This window comes from Actinosynnema sp. ALI-1.44 (assembly GCF_001984155.1).
GTDB lineage: Bacteria > Actinomycetota > Actinomycetes > Mycobacteriales > Pseudonocardiaceae > Kibdelosporangium.
On the sequence record NZ_MTQO01000029.1, the window covers coordinates 28,604 to 44,860 of the forward strand.

General features: G+C 68.7%; 14 protein-coding genes. 4 read left to right on the plus strand and 10 right to left on the minus strand.

The window, feature by feature from the left end:
- Positions 1-5 precede the first annotated feature (5 nt).
- The 5 genes from ALI144C_RS04355 to ALI144C_RS04375 all read right to left on the minus strand — a co-directional run bounded on the left by ALI144C_RS04355 (position 6) and on the right by ALI144C_RS04375 (position 5,135).
- Complete coding sequence (locus ALI144C_RS04355; RefSeq protein WP_076985699.1) at positions 6-1,379, minus strand: MFS transporter; 1,374 nt, start codon at positions 1,377-1,379, stop codon at positions 6-8.
- The gene (locus ALI144C_RS04360) at positions 1,376-2,617 is read right to left on the minus strand and encodes a cytochrome P450 (RefSeq protein ID WP_237773972.1); all 1,242 of its coding nucleotides are present in this window, start codon (positions 2,615-2,617) and stop codon (positions 1,376-1,378) included. The genes ALI144C_RS04355 and ALI144C_RS04360 overlap by 4 nt, the downstream gene beginning before the upstream one ends.
- Positions 2,618-2,860: 243 nt before the next feature.
- Positions 2,861-4,033 (minus strand): M20 family metallopeptidase, encoded by a 1,173-nt coding sequence (locus ALI144C_RS04365; RefSeq protein WP_076985700.1) that lies wholly within the window; start codon positions 4,031-4,033, stop codon positions 2,861-2,863.
- Positions 4,030-4,923, minus strand: coding sequence for a polysaccharide deacetylase family protein (locus tag ALI144C_RS04370; RefSeq protein ID WP_076985701.1), 894 nt, complete (start codon positions 4,921-4,923; stop codon positions 4,030-4,032). Before ALI144C_RS04370 ends, ALI144C_RS04365 begins: the two co-directional genes overlap by 4 nt.
- Positions 4,920-5,135 carry a hypothetical protein gene (locus ALI144C_RS04375; RefSeq protein WP_076985702.1) on the minus strand — a complete coding sequence of 72 codons (216 nt, stop codon included), beginning with the start codon at positions 5,133-5,135 and terminating at the stop codon, positions 4,920-4,922. The genes ALI144C_RS04370 and ALI144C_RS04375 overlap by 4 nt, the downstream gene beginning before the upstream one ends.
- A 140-nt stretch (positions 5,136-5,275) precedes the next feature.
- On the opposite strand from ALI144C_RS04375, the gene ALI144C_RS04380 reads away from it, so the two are divergent.
- Positions 5,276-6,070 carry an IclR family transcriptional regulator gene (locus ALI144C_RS04380; RefSeq protein WP_076985703.1) on the plus strand — a complete coding sequence of 265 codons (795 nt, stop codon included), beginning with the start codon at positions 5,276-5,278 and terminating at the stop codon, positions 6,068-6,070.
- Positions 6,071-6,078: 8 nt separating this feature from the next.
- Here ALI144C_RS04380 and ALI144C_RS04385 read toward each other — a convergent pair whose 3' ends face one another.
- Positions 6,079-7,386 carry an MFS transporter gene (locus tag ALI144C_RS04385; RefSeq protein WP_237773973.1) on the minus strand — a complete coding sequence of 436 codons (1,308 nt, stop codon included), beginning with the start codon at positions 7,384-7,386 and terminating at the stop codon, positions 6,079-6,081.
- A 197-nt stretch (positions 7,387-7,583) separates the two neighbouring features.
- Here ALI144C_RS04385 and ALI144C_RS04390 point away from each other — a divergent pair, with 197 nt between their 5' ends.
- Together ALI144C_RS04390 and ALI144C_RS04395 are read left to right on the plus strand one after the other, a co-directional pair.
- Positions 7,584-8,672 carry an NADH:flavin oxidoreductase/NADH oxidase gene (locus tag ALI144C_RS04390; protein WP_202818847.1) on the plus strand — a complete coding sequence of 363 codons (1,089 nt, stop codon included), beginning with the start codon at positions 7,584-7,586 and terminating at the stop codon, positions 8,670-8,672.
- Positions 8,673-8,703: 31 nt separating this feature from the next.
- Positions 8,704-9,504: an alpha/beta fold hydrolase gene (locus tag ALI144C_RS04395; RefSeq protein ID WP_076985704.1), complete on the plus strand. Its 801-nt coding sequence runs from the start codon at positions 8,704-8,706 to the stop codon at positions 9,502-9,504.
- A gap of 37 nt (positions 9,505-9,541) precedes the next feature.
- Here ALI144C_RS04395 and ALI144C_RS04400 read toward each other — a convergent pair whose 3' ends face one another.
- From ALI144C_RS04400 to ALI144C_RS04410, 3 genes are all read right to left on the minus strand, one after another.
- Positions 9,542-10,240 (minus strand): GntR family transcriptional regulator, encoded by a 699-nt coding sequence (locus ALI144C_RS04400; protein WP_237773974.1) that lies wholly within the window; start codon positions 10,238-10,240, stop codon positions 9,542-9,544.
- A 79-nt stretch (positions 10,241-10,319) separates the two neighbouring features.
- Positions 10,320-11,222, minus strand: coding sequence for an NAD(P)-dependent oxidoreductase (locus ALI144C_RS04405; RefSeq protein WP_076985706.1), 903 nt, complete (start codon positions 11,220-11,222; stop codon positions 10,320-10,322).
- A gap of 29 nt (positions 11,223-11,251) precedes the next feature.
- Entirely contained in the window at positions 11,252-11,662 is a 411-nt protein-coding gene (locus ALI144C_RS04410; RefSeq protein WP_076985707.1) for a carboxymuconolactone decarboxylase family protein, read from the minus strand.
- A gap of 145 nt (positions 11,663-11,807) precedes the next feature.
- On the opposite strand from ALI144C_RS04410, the gene ALI144C_RS04415 reads away from it, so the two are divergent.
- A complete protein-coding gene (locus tag ALI144C_RS04415) occupies positions 11,808-12,476 on the plus strand; it encodes a helix-turn-helix transcriptional regulator (protein WP_237773975.1) in 669 nt (222 codons plus the stop codon).
- A 92-nt stretch (positions 12,477-12,568) separates the two neighbouring features.
- Here the strand turns inward: ALI144C_RS04415 and ALI144C_RS04420 are convergent, their stop codons facing one another.
- A complete protein-coding gene (locus ALI144C_RS04420) occupies positions 12,569-16,045 on the minus strand; it encodes a BTAD domain-containing putative transcriptional regulator (RefSeq protein WP_076985708.1) in 3,477 nt (1,158 codons plus the stop codon).
- Between the last annotated feature and the right edge of the window lie 212 nt (positions 16,046-16,257).

Sequence of the window (16,257 nt, forward strand, 5' to 3'; positions counted from 1 at the left end):
TCATCTCAGGGAGACAAGGGCTCCAGCGGTCGGCGCGCGGTCTCGACACCGAACAGCACAACGGTGACGCAACCGATGGCGCACGCCGCGGCCAGCACGCCGAAAACCGGGGCGATGCCGCCGTTCGCGCCGACCGCGAGCCCGGTGATGATCGGTCCGACGATCACGCCAAGCCTGGCGAACACCCCACCGATGCTCGCACCGGCCGCGCGGGAGCGAGTGGGGTACAACTCCGGGCCGTACAGGTTCACGACGAGGCTCACTGCGAACACGAACAGCGCGGCCGCCGACACGAACACCATCACGCCCGGCCCTGTCGCCGGGGCCATGACCGCGGCCGCGCCGAGGGTTACCGTGCCGCCGAGCAGTCCGACGATGAGTCCGGTCCGTCGGCCGAGTCGGTCGACGGTGGTGGCGATCACGATGCTGCCGACGAGCCCGGCGACGGTGGTGACCATGCTGTAGGTGAGCGAGGTACTCATGCCGAGGTGGATCATGCTCGTGTAGATCGTCGGAAGCCATGAGGACAGGCCGTAGTTCACGAGGAAGGACACGAACCACAGCACCGACACCACAGCCGTGCGACGCAAGTACCGGCGGCCGAACAGATCCAGCAGCCTCGGGTGGTCGGTCGCGGTTGCCGAGGGGGACAGCTCGATGTCGGGAAGTGTGCCGAACTGTTTGTGTGCCAGGGCTTCGAAGTGGTCCACTACCGCTTCGGCCTCGTCGTAACGACCACGTGCCGCCAGCCATCGTGGCGATTCGGGGACTGTTCGCAGCGCGACCGCCACGAAGATGGGTAACGCGCCCACCGCGAACAAAGCGCGCCAGCCGAACGACGGCACCACCCACGCCGAGACCAGTGATGCCATCACGAGCCCGGTGACACACGCCAGTTCGTAGAGCAGGACGAACCTGCCACGCCTTCTCGGGCCGATGATCTCGCTGATGTAGGTCGCCGCGACGAGCACTTCGCCGCCGACTCCGATACCTTGCAGGAATCTGGCTGCCTGCAGCCACTCGACGTTCGGCGCGAACGCGGCGAACAAGCTGCTCAACGAGTACAGCACCAGGAAACACGCGACGACCGGCACCCGTCCGAACCGGTCGGCCAGCCTGCCCGTGAGCAGTGCGCCGATCAGCGTGCCCACCGAGCCGACGGTGATGGTGAGCGTGGTGGTGGCGGTGTCCATTTGGTACTGCGCACGCAACGCGGGTAACGCGTAGGCGATCAGGAACTGGTCGAAACCGCCGAAGAACGTGACCGCGCCGATCACCAGCCGTGCCCGGACGGCGAGCCTGGAAGCCGGGAGCCGGTCGGCCGGGAGCCGGTCGATACGCGCCGCGATGAGTGCGCCGCGGGTGTCGGCACCCGTCACGGGTGGGTACTTCTGGGGAGGTTCTGTACCACCGGCGGGTCCCAGCTGATCGGCATCTCGGCCGGGCTGCGTACGAACCCGCCCTGCTTCCAGCGCAGCTGGTCAGCGGGCACGGCGAGACGCAGGTTCGGCAGCCGGCCGACGAGTGTGGCCAGCGCGACCTGGAGTTGCGTCCTGGCCAGCGACGCGCCGAGGCAGTGGTGGACGCCGTGGCCGAACCCGAGGTGCGCCTTGACGGTCCTGGTCACGTCCAAGGTGGCGGCGTTCGGGAACACGGCGTCGTCGCGGTTCACCGAGTTGATCGTGACCAGCACCGGCTCGCCCGCCCTGACCAGCACGCCACCCACCTCGACGTCCTCCTTCGCGTACCGCGGCAGGGTCGCGCCGACGCCAAGCGGGACGAACCGCATCAGTTCCTCGACTGCCTGCGGGATGAGCTCCGGGTCCTGCTCGATCTTGGCGAGTTCACCCGGGTGCCGCAGCAGCGTGAGCACGAAGTCCGAGATCGCGGCGGTGGTCGTCTCGTGGCCCGCGGCGAGCAGGCTCGCGGCCAGGTGCAGGACCTCCTCGCCGCTGAACCGGTCGTCGTTGTCCTTGGCGTTGGCCAATGCGCTGAGCAGGTCGTCCTGGGGATCGGCGACGCGCTCGGCGAGCAGTTCGGCCATGTAGGTCCAGAGGTTGCGCTGGTACTCGTCGATCTTCTCGGCGGTGAGCCCGGTCGCCGACAGGAACCCCGACGCCCATTCGCCGAACAGCGCCTGATCGGCGACGGGCACGCCGAGCAGGACGCAGATCGTGGTCGTCGGGAGCGGCACGGCGAAGTTCGCGACCAGGTCGACGGCCGGGCCGAGGTCGATCATGGCGTCCACGAGCTCGTTGGCCACCTTGGTCACGGTGGGGCGCAGCGACTCGACTCCGCGCTGGGTGAACGCCTTCGCGGCGAGGCGTCGAATCCTGGAGTGCTCCGGCGGATCCGTGGCCATCAGCCCGGAGTCCACTTTGCGCTCACCCATCCGCGGCATGTCGAGCCCGGGCGGCAGCACCCGGCTGAAGCGGGGGTCGGCCAGGACGAGACGGCCGTCCTCGTACCGGGTCGCCAACCACGCTTCGTTGCCGTACGCGAGTTTGACCCGGACCATCGGCGATTCGGCACGCAACCGTGCGTAGCGTTCGTCTACCTCAAGGCCCTCCCACCGGTTGAACGGGTAGGAAAGGGGTTGGGTGACCGGGATGTCCACGTGTTCCTCCGCTGGGTGAAAATGGCGCGTGTGGACGCAGGTCGCTCTCCGGCCATGTCCCTCGGAATTGTCGCCACCGGATGCTAATCACCGAAGGCGCCGTCGAAACAGTGGTTTACCTGCGGATTGACATGATCGTGCCATTCGTGAACGCCCTGTCGTGGAATCCTTCCCTTCCCGGCAAGAAAAGTGCAGTTGTTTCCAGTTCGGCGGATTTCTCTGTGTGGTGTTCGCGCCCTGCGGTCAGCGGTCGGCTGTCTTGGCCATCAGCCGCGCCCGGATCTGGTCGGACTGCGCGACTTCGGCGATCGTGAGGGCCATCGCCAGACCGGCGTCGTGGACGAACCGGTCGCCGTCGGGGCCGCCTGCCGCGACGGCGAAGGCCGCGGTGTGGTTTCCGGCCTCGGGCGGGAGGTCGAAGGACAGCATGGGGTGGATCGCGGGGACGCGCAGCGAGACGTTGCCCATGTCGGTCGAGCCGAACATCTTGTCGGGGTAGTCGGGAAAGGTCCGGCCGGTCGCTTTCGCGTGTTTTTCGAACAGCGGGGCCAGGTCTGGGTCGTGCCGGAATTCGCGGTAGACGGACGGCAGCGTCGTGTACTCGACGCGGGTGCCGGTGGCGATGGCGCCCGCGTCGAAGCAGGGCCGCACCCGTTCCCATACCTCGTCGACTTCGTCGATCGTGTCAGCGCGGATCATGCAGTCGACGACCGCGTGGTCGGGGATGACGTTGACGGCGGCACCGGCCTCCTTGACGACGTGGTGCACCCTGATGCCGTCACGCAGTTGCTGGCGCAGCAGGCCGATGGCGGTCTGGGCGACGACTGTCGCGTCCGCCGCGTTCAGCGCGCTCCACGGGCGTGAGGCGTGCCCGCCGATCCCGGTGTAGGTCACCTGCCAGGACCGCGAAGCGCGCAGGTGGGGGATGACGACGTCCTTGAGCGTGGGGTGCACCATCATGGCCGCGTGGGTGTCGTCGAAGACGCCGCAGTTGACCATGATTTCCTTGCCGGTTCCCTTTTCCTCGGCCGGGGTGCCGAAGACCCGTACGGTCAGCGCGAGCTCGTCGGCGTAGGGGGCCAAAGCCAGGGCGGCGCCGACCGCGGACGCTGCGATGACGTTGTGGCCGCAGCCGTGCCCGATGTCGGGGAGCGCGTCCATTTCCGCGCACAGACCGAACGCGAAGTCGCCGGACCCGGCCGAGGCGACGAAGGCCGTCGACAGGCCTGCGACGCCCTTCTCCACCGTGAACCGGCCGCGTTCCAGCATCTCGATGAGCGCCGCCGAGGTCTCGTGTTCCTCGAAGGCCAGTTCGGGGTTGGCGTTGATCCGGTGCGAGAGGTCCAGGACCGAGCTTAGGTTCTCCTCGAACGCGCGCTCGATGCGGTGGTCGATGCCGGGGTCGATCTCGGTCATCGCGCCAGGTCCTTTCCGAGGGAGACGTGGTCGGCGATCTGGGCGTGGGTGGCGAACCAGACGCCTTCGTGCGAGGCGATGTGCTCGAGCAGTTCGGTGAGGATCGTGATGCGCGAGCGGTGCCCGATGACGTGCGGGTGCAGGGTGAGCTGGAAGACACCGCCTTCGGCGTAGGCGAGGTCGAACTCGTCGCGCCAGATCGACAACACGCCGCGTGGTGGCGTGTAGGGCCGCTGCGCCCCGAACCGTTCCATCATGAAGTACGGCATGTCGTCGCGGATCCACTCGACCGGCAGTTCGACGATGCCGGTGGGCTCACCGTCGGCGAGGATCTCGTAGCAGTCGTCGTCGGCCATCAGCGAGGAGTCGTACGTCAGGCCAAGCTCGCGGATGATCCGCAGCGACTGCTCGGAGAAGTCCCACGACGGGGTGCGGATGCCAACCGGTCGTGTCCCGGTGAGGCGCTCCAGCGTGTCCGCGGCCCGGAAGGTGAGGTCGCGTTCGGCTTCGGGCGGCAGCTGGGTGTTGCGTTCGTGGATCCAGCCGTGCAGGGCGACCTCGTGCCCGGCATCCACATAGGACTTCGCTTCGCCGTCGTGCAGCAGCGCGGACACGGCGGGCATGAAGAACGTCGACGGCGCCCGGAACCGGTCGAGCAGCTTCAGGACCCGGGGCACACCGGTCCGCGCGCCGTACTCGCCCTGTGACAGCTTGCCCGGCAGTACCTCCCCGTCGCGCAACGGGATCGTCTCGTGGTCGGAGTCGAACGACAACGTCACCGCCGCCTTGGCGTCGCCCGGCCAGGAATCCGGCCGCAACGGCCGTCCGGCGCGCACACGCCCGACGTGTCCGCGCCAGGTTTCCTCATCCCACTGCCACGGTTCACTCATGTTTCCTCCTTGATGGGGGTTCGCCGTACGCGCCCGCCCTCGTCGACCACGATGGACGGTCTGTCGGCCGTGGCGTTGAAGCCGAGCGGCAGCGCGGAGCAGAAGCTGAAGAAGGCCAGCGTCCGCCCGGCGGCGGACACGACGCGGGGCCGAGTCGCCCGGCCCGGGGTGCGCCACGACCGGGCGCCGCGGCCGTCCTGCGGCGACGACATCTCCCACCACGACGAGATCCATGATCCTCCGTTTCGCAATGTGATACGAGGTATCACAATGTAGTCCAATTGTTGGTCCGAAGCACTGCGTGCTGTATCACGATGAGAAACGGTGGTGCGCAGAGTGATACGATCGGGCTGTGTACGCGGAAGAGGCGGACAAACCGGCTGGCAGCGTCCGGTCGATGAACAGCGTCCTGAACACCTTGCGGGTCTTCGAGGAAGTCGCCATGCGGCAACCGATCGGCGTCTCGGAGCTGGCCAGGGTGACCGGGATTCCGAAGGGCACCGTGCAGCGGTGCCTGGTGACGCTCCAGCAGGCAGGCTGGCTCAAGGTCGTCGACCTCGACCGCGCGCGATGGGGTGTGACGAGCAAGGTGCTGGCGCTCGGCCTGCGCGGCGCGGGGGAGCGGGACCTGCGGGAAGTGGCGGGACCCGTGATCAAGAGACTCGCGGCCGAGACCGACGAGACCGTTCTTCTCGGCGCGCGCGACGGGGAATGCCTCGTCATCCTCGCCCGCGAGGACACCTCCCAGGTGATCCGCGTCGTGATGGACGTCGGCTCGCGGGTGCCGCTGCGCGCGACCTCGGCAGGCGTGGCGATCATGGCGCTGCTCGACAGTGCCGAGGTCGACGGGCTGCTCGAGCGCGAGCTCTCCGAGTTCGCCAACAGTCGCGTGCCGGACGCCGCGGAGCTCCAGCGGGAGATCGGCCAGACCTCGAAGCGTGGATACGCGCTCAACGGTTCCTCCTCGTGGTACCGCCCGCACGTGGCTTCCATCGCCGCGGCCATCACGAACGCGGACGGCCGCCCGGTCGCCGCGGTCACGCTCGCCGTTCCGGAGATGCGCTACGACCGGGCCCGGGAGGAAACCCTCGCGCCGCTGGTGGTGGCCGCGGCGGCCGAGGTCAGCCACCTGATGTCGGCGGACTGACAGCCGTGTCACCGGAGCCGGTCCATCTTCGCGCCGTCGGGCATCGTCATGATCGTGACCATGCCGACCACGGCCGCGGTCACCACGTAGATCCAGATCTTGTCCCGGTGCCCGATGCTGGCCAGCCAGGTCGTGAAATACGGTGCCGTACCGCCGAACACGGCGACCGCCGTCGCGTAGGGCAGGCCGATCCCGGTCGTGCGCACCCGGGTCGGGAACAGCTCGGCGTAGATGGCGGCCACGTTGGCCGAATTGCCGACGAGCAGCACGACGCCGACGAGCTCGACGAGCAGCAACGTCCAGAAGCCACCTCCGTCGAGCAGGTGGTAGGCGGGCCACGCGTACACCGCGAACCCGGCCAGGAAGAACAGGAAAGTCGGCCGCCTGCCGAACCGGTCCGACAGCAGTCCCCCGAGCGGGAGCAACAGCATGAACACGACGACCGACAACGAGTTCGCGAGCAGGGCCTTGCCCAGGTCGAGACCGGTGGTCACGGTGACGTAGCCGGGCATGGCGGTGATCCACAGGTAGTAGATGATCGTGCCGGGAACCGTGATCCCGACGACCCGCAGCAGGCTCAGCTTGTGCTCGGCGAACAGGGTCCGCACCGGTCGGCGCGATCCACCGGACGCCGCCGCGTCGTCGAAGTGCTGGGTTTCCTTGGTGCGGAACCGCAACCACAGGACCACCAGGCCCAGTGCGGCGGCGATGGCGAACGCGATCCGCCAGCCGAACTCGTGCAGCTGGCGATCGTCCAGCAGCGCGGTCACGGTGAGTGCGAGCAGCGAGGCGAGCAGGATGCCGCCCGCGGTCGACACCTGTTGGAAGGACCCCGCGAACGCCCGCCGCCCCGCGGCCGCGTTCTCGACGATGTAGGACACCGAACTCGGCCATTCCCCGCCCGCGGAGAACGCCTGCACGAGCCGGGCGACCAGGAGGATCAGTGGGGAGAACACCCCTGCCTGTTCGTAGGTCGGGCACACCGCGATGGCCAGACCGCCTGCCGACATCAGGCTGATGGTCAGCGTCAGCGCCTTCTTCCGGCCGAACCGGTCGGCGTAGGCGCCGAGCACGACACCGCCGAGCGGGCGGACGAAGAAGCCCGCGGCGAAGATCGCCAATGTGGACAGGAACGCGGCGGTGGAATCGCCGCGGGGGAAGAACTGGCTCGCGAAGACGGGTGCCAGGGCGGCGTAGATTCCCCAGTCCACGTACTCGACCGCGTTGCCGAGCGCTCCGGCCAAGACGGCCTTGCGCTGCTCGCCGGTCATCCGGACCGGGCTTTCGGGCACGACGGTGTGCTCTTGTGCTGTCACGGCTCTCCCTGAGATCGGGGGTGACCGGAGTGGACTGACCACTCCGGGAGAGGCGGCGGGGGACCGGGGCGGATCGTGCTGCTCGTCTCACCCGCTGGGCACCGGCTCCATCGACGGGATTACCGTAATACGGTATTCTCGTATGTCAACACCTCGTAGTGTGCTCCCAGGAAACCCGTGAGGAAGTGAGTTCAGCTGTGCCCAGCACAGAGACCCCCGGCCCGGAGATGAACCCGTTGCGGCTGCGGGAGGTCACGACCCCCAACCGCGTGTGGATGTCCCCGATGGCCCAGTACGCGGCAGGGCCCGACGGCATGCCGACCGACTGGCACATGGTGCACTACGGCCCTCGCGCGCTCGGCGGCGTTGGCCTGCTCATGGTCGAGTCCACCGCGGTCGGACCGCTGCACCGGACCACGGCGGCGGATCTCGGGATATGGACGGAGGACCAGGCCCTCGCGCACCGGCGCCTGACCTCGTTCGTCGCCGACTACGGCGCGGTGCCCGCGATCCAGCTGATCGCCGCGGGCCGGAAGGGATCGCACCAGGTCCCCTGGGAGGGTGAAGGGCAGAACGGTCCGGTGAGCGCGGCCGACGGCGGCTGGGACCTGATCGCGCCGTCCGCGATCCCGTTCGGCGACCTGGCCACGCCTCGCGAAGCGACCCCCGACGACCTCGACGAGGTCGTCGAGGCCTTCGCCCAGGCGACTCGGATGTCCCATCTGGCCGGTTACCACGCGGTCGAGATCCACGCCTCGCACGGGTACCTGCTGCACCAGTTCTTGTCCCCGCTCGCCAACCACCGGACCGACGAGTACGGCGGGAGCCCGCAGAACCGGATGCGCCTGCCGTTGCGTGTCGCCCGCGCCGTCCGGCAGGCCTTCCCGGAGGACAAGCCCGTCTTCGTCCGCATCACCGCGACCGACTGGATCGACGGCGGCATCACCATCGAGGACGCCGTGCAGTTCGCCAAGGAACTCGCCGCCGCGGGCATCGACCTCCTCGACGTCACCTCCGGCGTCCTGGTGCGTGACGAGGAGGCCCGCCCGCCGACGAGGGAAGGGGTGAACGTCGGGTTCGCGGCCACCCTCAAGGAGGCGTCGGGACTCGCGGTCGCCCCGGTCGGGCAGATCGGCAGCCTGGCGACGGCGGGCCGGATCGTCGGCGCCCAGGAGGCGGACGCCGTGCTGTTGGGCCGCGCACTGCTGCGTGACCCGTACCTCGCGCTGCGCCACCGTCCCACCGACAAGGACGCATGGCCTGTCCGGTACCACCGCGCGCTCTGAGACCGAATCCACTACCCCGAAAGGAACCGCCATGACGGTGGTCATCGACAACACCAAGCACGACGAGGTCCGGCGTCCCGACGGCACCACGATCCGGTACACGGCCAGCGGTCCCGCCGACGGGCCCACCATCGCGCTCATCCACGGTTGGGGGTGCGACCGCCACGACTTCGACGCGATCACCGGTTTCCTCCCGCGGCACCTCCGCGTGCTGGCGGTCGACCTCGCCGAACACGGGGACTCCCGGTCCACCCGCGAGGTCTGGACGATGGAGGAGTTCGCCCGTGACGTGGCGGCCGTGCTGGAAGCCGAGTCGGTCGGCTCGTGCGTCGTCGTCGGACATTCGCTGGGCGGGGCGGTCGCGCTCGAAACCGCCCGGCTGCTGCCCGATGTGGTCACTCGCGTGGTCGAGCTCGAAGCCTTGCACTACCTGTCGCTGTTCCCCGCGCAGGACAAGGACCAGGCCGAAGCTCTGCTGCGCCCGTTCCGCGAGGACTTCGCCGGTGCGATGCGCGGCATGGTGGAGGCGGGCTCACTGCCCAGCACCGACCCGGCCCTGGTGGACAAGTACACCACCAAGATGGGCGCGGTGCGCCAGCCCGCGGGGCTGCACGCCCTCGAAGCCCTGTTGCACTGGGACATGGACGCCACGCTGGACGCGATCACGCAGCCGATCACGCTGTTCGCCGTGCGCGAGATCATCACCCAGGAAGCCATCGACCGCTATGGCGACCGGATCCGCATCGAGCTGGTCGACCTGGGCAGCCACCACTTCCACGCCGAGTCGCCCGAGGCCACGGCCGGGCTGCTGGCCGATGTGATGTCCGAATAGGACAGCCGAGTCCCGGTCGACGGCGGTCGGCCGGGACTCAGTCGGCGCGTGGTTGCGGGTGTTCCAGCTGCCGGGCGGCGAGTTCGCGCAGCGCGGTGGCCGCGGCGTTGCGGACGTGGTCTTCGCATGCTTCACGAGCGGCGACCGGGTCGCCCCGCACGGCCGCAGTCTCGTGGATGGCGGTCAGCTCCCGGACGGTTTCCGGCCCGCGGCCTTCGGCCTGCAGGGACAACCCGCGCAACATCTGCACCCGGGCGTGGATACCGCGCAGCGTCGAGTCGACGATCGGGTTCGCCGCGCCCGCGATGAGGATGTCGTAGAACTCGTCCTTCATCGCCAACCGCTCGGCCAGGTCCGTCCTGCGGTAGGTCCTGGCGAACCGCCGGATCACCTTGCCCATCTGGTCGCGCTGCTCGGCGGTGGCCCGTTCGGCGAACAAAGCACCGGCCAAGCCCTCCAGCGCGCCGCGAACCTCGAACAACGCCTTGGCGTCGGTGGATGTCAGCTCGGTGACGACAGGGCCGCGGTTGGCCACCGTGGTCACCAGCCCCTCGGACTCCAACTGCCGCAGGACTTCGCGGACGACCGTGCGGGAAACCTCGTACCGCGCGCACAGCCGCGCCTCGACCAGCCGTTCGCCTGGCTGGAACTCCGCGAGGAGGATGTCCTGCCGGAGCGCTTCGAGGACCTGGGTGCGCAGTGGCGCGGCGACCCGCTGCACTCGTTGCCCTGTCACGCGGACGCCCCCTTCTTCACCAGCCTATGACGGTATCAGAGTAGTACGCGGTGGGTGGCCGACGCGGCGGACGCCCTGGTCAGCGAGTCAGGTCGACGCCGGTCACCTTCGCCAGGTACCGGGCGATCTCGGACTGGTCCGGATTGCCCTCGCCCAGGTCGGACAGCGCGGCCTGGCAGAACCGGACACACGCCCGCGACACCTCCGGCGCCAGGCCGAGCGAGGTCGAGAGGTCCAGTGCGGTGGTGATGTCCTTGACGGTCAACGGAAGCGAGAACCCGACCTGGAACCGCCCGGCCAGCACCTCCGGTCCGATCTTGACCTCGGTCGACTGGTTGCGGCCGGTGGACCGGTTGATGACGTCGAGCATGGTCCGCGGGTCGAGGCCGAACTTGGTGCCCGTGGTGAGCACCTCGAGCGCCCCGACCAGGCCGATGGCGGACAACAGGTTGTTGAGCGCCTTCAGCGCGTGCGCGGACCCGGCGGGTCCTGTGTGCGTCACCGACGTGCCCATCGTGCGCAGCAGGGGAAGGGCTCGCTCGTAGTCCTCGGCCGAGCCGCCTGCCATGATCGTCAGCTCGGCAGTCGAGGCCTTGCGCGGACCACCGGAGACTGGCGCGTCCACCATCGCCACGCCGTGCTCACTGAGCCGCTTGGCCAGGTCCTGGGTCGCGCGGGGCGCTGACGATCCCATGTCGACGACCAGCGCGCCCGGCCGCAGACGGCCGGCGAAGCTTCCCCGGTCGCCGGGGTCGCCGAGCACCTGCTCGACGACAGTGCTGTTGGGCAGCATCAGGATCACGACATGGGCGTCGGCCCCGGCCAGCAGGCCGGGCAACGCCGTCACCCCTTCGTTCCGGGTGGCCGCGTCGATCGCGGCGCGGTCCGTGTCGTGCACCGCGACCCGCACGGATCGCGCGAGGTTGCGGACCATGGGCTGCCCCATCGTGCCCAGTCCGATGAAGGTGACGGCGTCCGTCATGGTCTTTCCCTTCGTGGATGGCCGGTGACTCAGCCGTGGAAGGCGTCGACGGTCGGTTCGAGGCCGTCCGCGCCGACGACCTCGCGCCAGGCTTCGAACCCGGTCTGGAAGGCGACGATTCCCGCCTCGGGCAGGGAGATCTCGATCGCTTCGAGTATCTCCCGAGGCGTGACGCCCAGATCGAGGGCGACCTTGATGTGGCTCTGGATGTGTCCCTTCGTGGCACGCATCACCGTGAGGCTGACGATGAAGATGAGCTCCTTAGTCCTGCGGTCCAGCGTTCGTTGGTCGAGGTAGGCGGCGCCGACGAGATCGTTGGCTGCCCGCAGCACGTCGAAGTCCTGTTTGGCCATCACCTTGTGGTAATCGAGGACGTAGCCCCGTTCGCGCGCCATGTCGTCGATGTAGCGCTGCGGATCCCGGTCAGTGGTCGTGGTCATCTCGTCCCTTCCGCCGTCAACTACCTGACAGTATTATAGTAATACTATATGCCGGTGCCAGGGGTCGCGGACCGTGATCCTGAGGGCTCGTCCGGCCGATTCGCGCGTTTACGCAAGATGAAGACCCTTGCAGGAGACTTTCGTCGTGAAACCAAGGCACTTGTCGAACGATGTGGAGTCGCGGAAGGCGACTGCCATCTCGGTGCGCGCCTCGGACCCGATGACCGCCCTCGGCGCGGAGCGCATCCTGGGCGCCGACGACCGGCTGACGGTGCTCGGCGACTCCGACGTGGCCAAGGCCGAGGTGATCGTGGTCATCGAGGAGTCCTTCGACGACAAGGTCATAGCGTTCCTGCGCAAGGCTCGGGCCCAGTCGCGACTGGACTCGACGCCGCGGTGCGTGATCGTCACCGAGCGGTTCCGCGTCGACGGCCTGACCGCGATCCACTTCGGCACGGCGGCGGTGCTGCAGCTGCACACCACCACTGGTGAGGAGCTGTTGCGGACGGTTGTCGGAGTCAGCCAGGGCACGGCGTTCCTGCCGCCGTGGCTGCAGGGCAGCCTGCTTGCCCACATCGACCGGATGCGGCGGGATGTCCTGGAGCCCAGGGGACTCACCGTGGCAGGCCTGTCCGCGCGGGAGCGGGACGTGCTCCAGTTGGTCGCCGACGGCCACAACACCGGCGGAGTCGCCGACCGGATCGGCTACTCCGAGCGGATGGTGAACTACATCCTGCACGACCTGATGAGCCGCCACGAACTCAAAACCCGGGCACACGCCGTCGCTTTCGCCTGGCGCGCGGGGATAATCTAGAAGGGCACGGCATGGATGACGGGTACGTCGCCGTCGACGACCTGATCGAACGGATCATCGACGAGCAGGAGGCGGAGCCGGTGCCGAACCGGTCAGACTTCGCCGGGTGAGCTGCGAACCCGTTCCATCAGGTCGGAACGGGATTCGATGCCCAGCTTCCGCATGGCGGCGGACAAGGTGGCCTGCACGTCCCGGCGGGACAGCGAGAGCTGGGCGGCGATCTCCGGATACGTCCGCCTCGCGGCGACCATCTCGACGGTGAGGCGCTCGAGATCGGACAGGGAGCCCCATTTCGGGATGGTCTGCCGGCGTACCGGGGTGGCTGTGCTGTGGACACCGAGCCCACGCATCCGCTGGGCCGCTCGGTCGAAATCGGCCGTCGCGCCCAACTCGGTCAGTACCGGCAGCGCGTCGGCGAACGTGAGGGTGGCGAGACTGATCCGGCCGCGTTCGGCGAAGGCCACGGCGGCGTCCACGAGAACGGCGGCCATCTCGACCGGCCTGCCGACTTGCTTGTAGCGCCACGCGACGTCGATCAGGACGTCCGGGTCCCGCTCGGCAAGCCCTTGGCACCAGCGCACCGCGGCGTGGGCACGAGCCGGTATCGTCTCTTTCGCCGCTTCGGCCCGGCACACACGCAGGGCCGCCGCTGCCCGGCCCTGGTCGCCGACGTCCATGGCGAGCCGCATGATCCGGGGCATCCACTGGTGGCGCGGTGCCATCCGGTCCTGTGTCCGGTCGAGCAGGGGGTCCATGGCGGCCAACTGTTCAGCGACACCCGATTCGACGCCTGCGCGCATCGCCGTGGCAACCAGGTGGAAGTCACTGCCTTCGCAGGGATTGCCGGCGCGTGGTGAGTACTTTTCCGCCACACGGAGGTGGGCGTGCAATGCGGGTGTGTCCCCTCTGTGGCCCGCGACCAGGGCCGCGACGCTGTGCCGCACCAGTTGCGTATGTCCTGAGGGGTCGTGCGTCTCGTCCTGATTGTCCAGTGCGGCGCGGTCGAGATGGCCGAGTGCCTCGTCCCAGCGGCCCAGCCAGTAGTGGTGGATGGCGGTCAGGACGTGCGGACGCGCGGCTGGTGGACGCAGGCGGTCGCCGATGTAGCGCATCCGCGCGAGGGTGTGCGTCGCGTCGTCGAGGCGGTCCAGGCTCTGCAGTGAGAAAGCGCGATCGGCCAACAGGTCCAGCTGCGGGTAGACGCGGTCGGTGGTGTGCTGCAGCGTCTCCAGCGCACTGTCGGCGTGTGCCAGGGCAGCCTTGTGGTCGCGTCGCATGGTCGCCATGAACCACAACACCTTGTGCGCGTCCATTGTGGCGACGGGATCCGATGTGTTCGTCGCGTGCCAGAGCACCGCTCGTGCTGCCTGCTCCGCGCCGCCGAGGTCGTCGAGGGTGTGTTCGAGGTCCACCCGAACTGCCGATTCGGCCTCCTCGTCCGATGTCCGGCAGTCGAGGTAGTCGAGGATCCACCGCATCTCGGCGGGATACTCGACGTCGCTCGGCGTGTCCGGCACGGCCGCGGTCCTCGGTCTTCGGCCGAGCTGCAACTCCATCCGCGTCCGGCGTGCCGTGAGCGCGTCGCGCTGCTCTTCGTTCGCATCGGTGTTCGCGATGACGTGGTCGAGCAACTCGAAGGCGGCAGCCTGGTCCCGTGTGGCGACAGTCTCGATGTTGTCCAGGACCCATCGCGCGGTCCACGCGTCGACGTGGTTCACGGCGAGCAGGTGCGCCGCGACCCGCTCCACCGGCGTCCCGGCTGAGGCGAGGGCTTCGGCGGCGTCCCGGTGCAGCGCGGCTCTGGCCACGGGACCGAGGTGGTCGACCAACGCCTTGAGCAGAACGGTGCTGCGGAACGAGAGGCGGTGGCCGTCGGCGTCCAGCCTGCCCGTCAGGACAGCCTCCTCCACTGGCGTGATCAGACCAGCCGGGGTCGTGCGCATCAGCGCTGCGAGGTCACCGAGGTCGAACTGTTCGCCGAGCATGGCGGCCGAACGCAACAGTTGCCGCGTGCGGGGCGCGAGCGCGAGATGGTGTTGTTTGGTGAGGCGCACGAGCTCATCGGCGAGTTCGGTCTCGTATCCCTCGTCGAGATCGGCGACGCCCGCCGTGGTGTGCAGGACGGAAGAGCTCGTCACAGCGTCCAGCAGTTGATGGGCGAACGACGGGTTGCCGCCCGCACCGTCCAGCAGTTCCCGTAGCCGAGGACCGCACCGCGCGTCGAGACGCCGCTCCGCGAGTTCGATGATGTCGCGCGAGGGTAGTGGTCTGATGGTCCTGAGCCGACCACCTGTGGTGCCGATGGTCTGACGGAGACGCACGCGAAGTGGTCGCGTCGGATGCGTGCGGAACACACCGACCAGCAGCACCGGCAGGCGCAGGGTCAGCTGGAACAGCCGATCCCAGGCCAGCAGCCCGCTCTCGTCGACCGAATCGAGGTCGTCGACGACGAACACGAGAGGCCGCGCCGCCGACAGTTGCTCGACAAGCGAGACGACATGGTCGGTGTCCTCGGTCAGCGAACTCCACGCGACGGCGTACTTGTCGTCCGGGTGGGCGAACGCGGCGGAGACCAGCGCCGTCTTGCCGACCCCCGCCATGCCCTCGACGCCCACGCACCTGCCGTCGCCGTTCAGCACGTCACGTGACAGGGAGCGCAGCCACGCGATCTCGTCGTCCCGGCCGACCAGGAGCGGGGCAAGAGCCGGGCGGGTGGCGCCGGACAGGACGATCGTGCGGTCGGTGTCGTGCCGAGGTGTCCAGATGCCCGCGCTGATGGCGTCGGCGGGCACCGGGTTTCCGGCGGCGATGTCCTGGTGGATCCGGCGCAGCGCCGGTCCGGGTTCGATGCCCTGTTCCCAGGCCAATGTCCGTTCTGTGTCCCGGTAGAGCTGGACGGCGTCGGCACGCCGCCCGGCTTGGTTGAACGCGACCATCAGCAGCCCGCGCGCGGTTTCCCGCGACGGCGCCGCGGCGACCAGCTCGGTGAGCTCACCGCTCACCCTTTCGTGCTCGCCGCGCAGCAACAGCAGCGCGCTACGGCGCTCCACCGCGGTGATCCGGCTTTCCTCGAGGCGGGCGCGCTGTGTCTCGGCGAACGGCCCGGGGAGCCGGTGCAGAGCCTGGCCGTGCCACAACGCCAGTGCGGCGTCGAGCGCGTCGACCGCTGCGGTGAGGTCACCGGCGGCCCAGTGCCGTTGTGCCTGCTCCTGCTGCTTCGCGAACAACCGCTCGTCGAGCTGGTCCTCAGGCAGTCGCAACGAGTAACTGGTCTGTACTGTCGCGAGCACCTCGGAGTCGGCTCGCTTGCCCCGGCCGGGGTCCAGTGCTCTGCGCAGGTCGGAGATGTAGATGCGGACGATGCCGACGGCGTTGGCAGGCGGGCATTCGCCCCAGAGCCCGTCGACCAGATCTGCCTTGGACACGGTGTTGTTCACGTGCAGGGCGAGGGCACTGAACACAGCGCGTCGCGCGCCGCTGCCGAGGTTGATCTCCTCGTCGCCGCGCCAGGCGCGCACCGGTCCCAGCAGTTGGACCCGCAACGAGCCGGAAACATCCAAGGCTGCCACTGTTCAGACCCGTTCGCCGAGCTGCCGGATGGCTTATGTGCGATGAACACTAAAGTACCTCTTCGTCAACGGCAACAGTGGGCGAACACAAAGAGTGATCGCGGCCCCGGGTCGAGGACAATCCAGCACTCCGCGTTGCCGACCAGGGCAGCGCCGGAGCGAGCCGGACGTGGTGGCCTGCGCCCTGTGCTAGTGGTAACGAACTTCCGTTC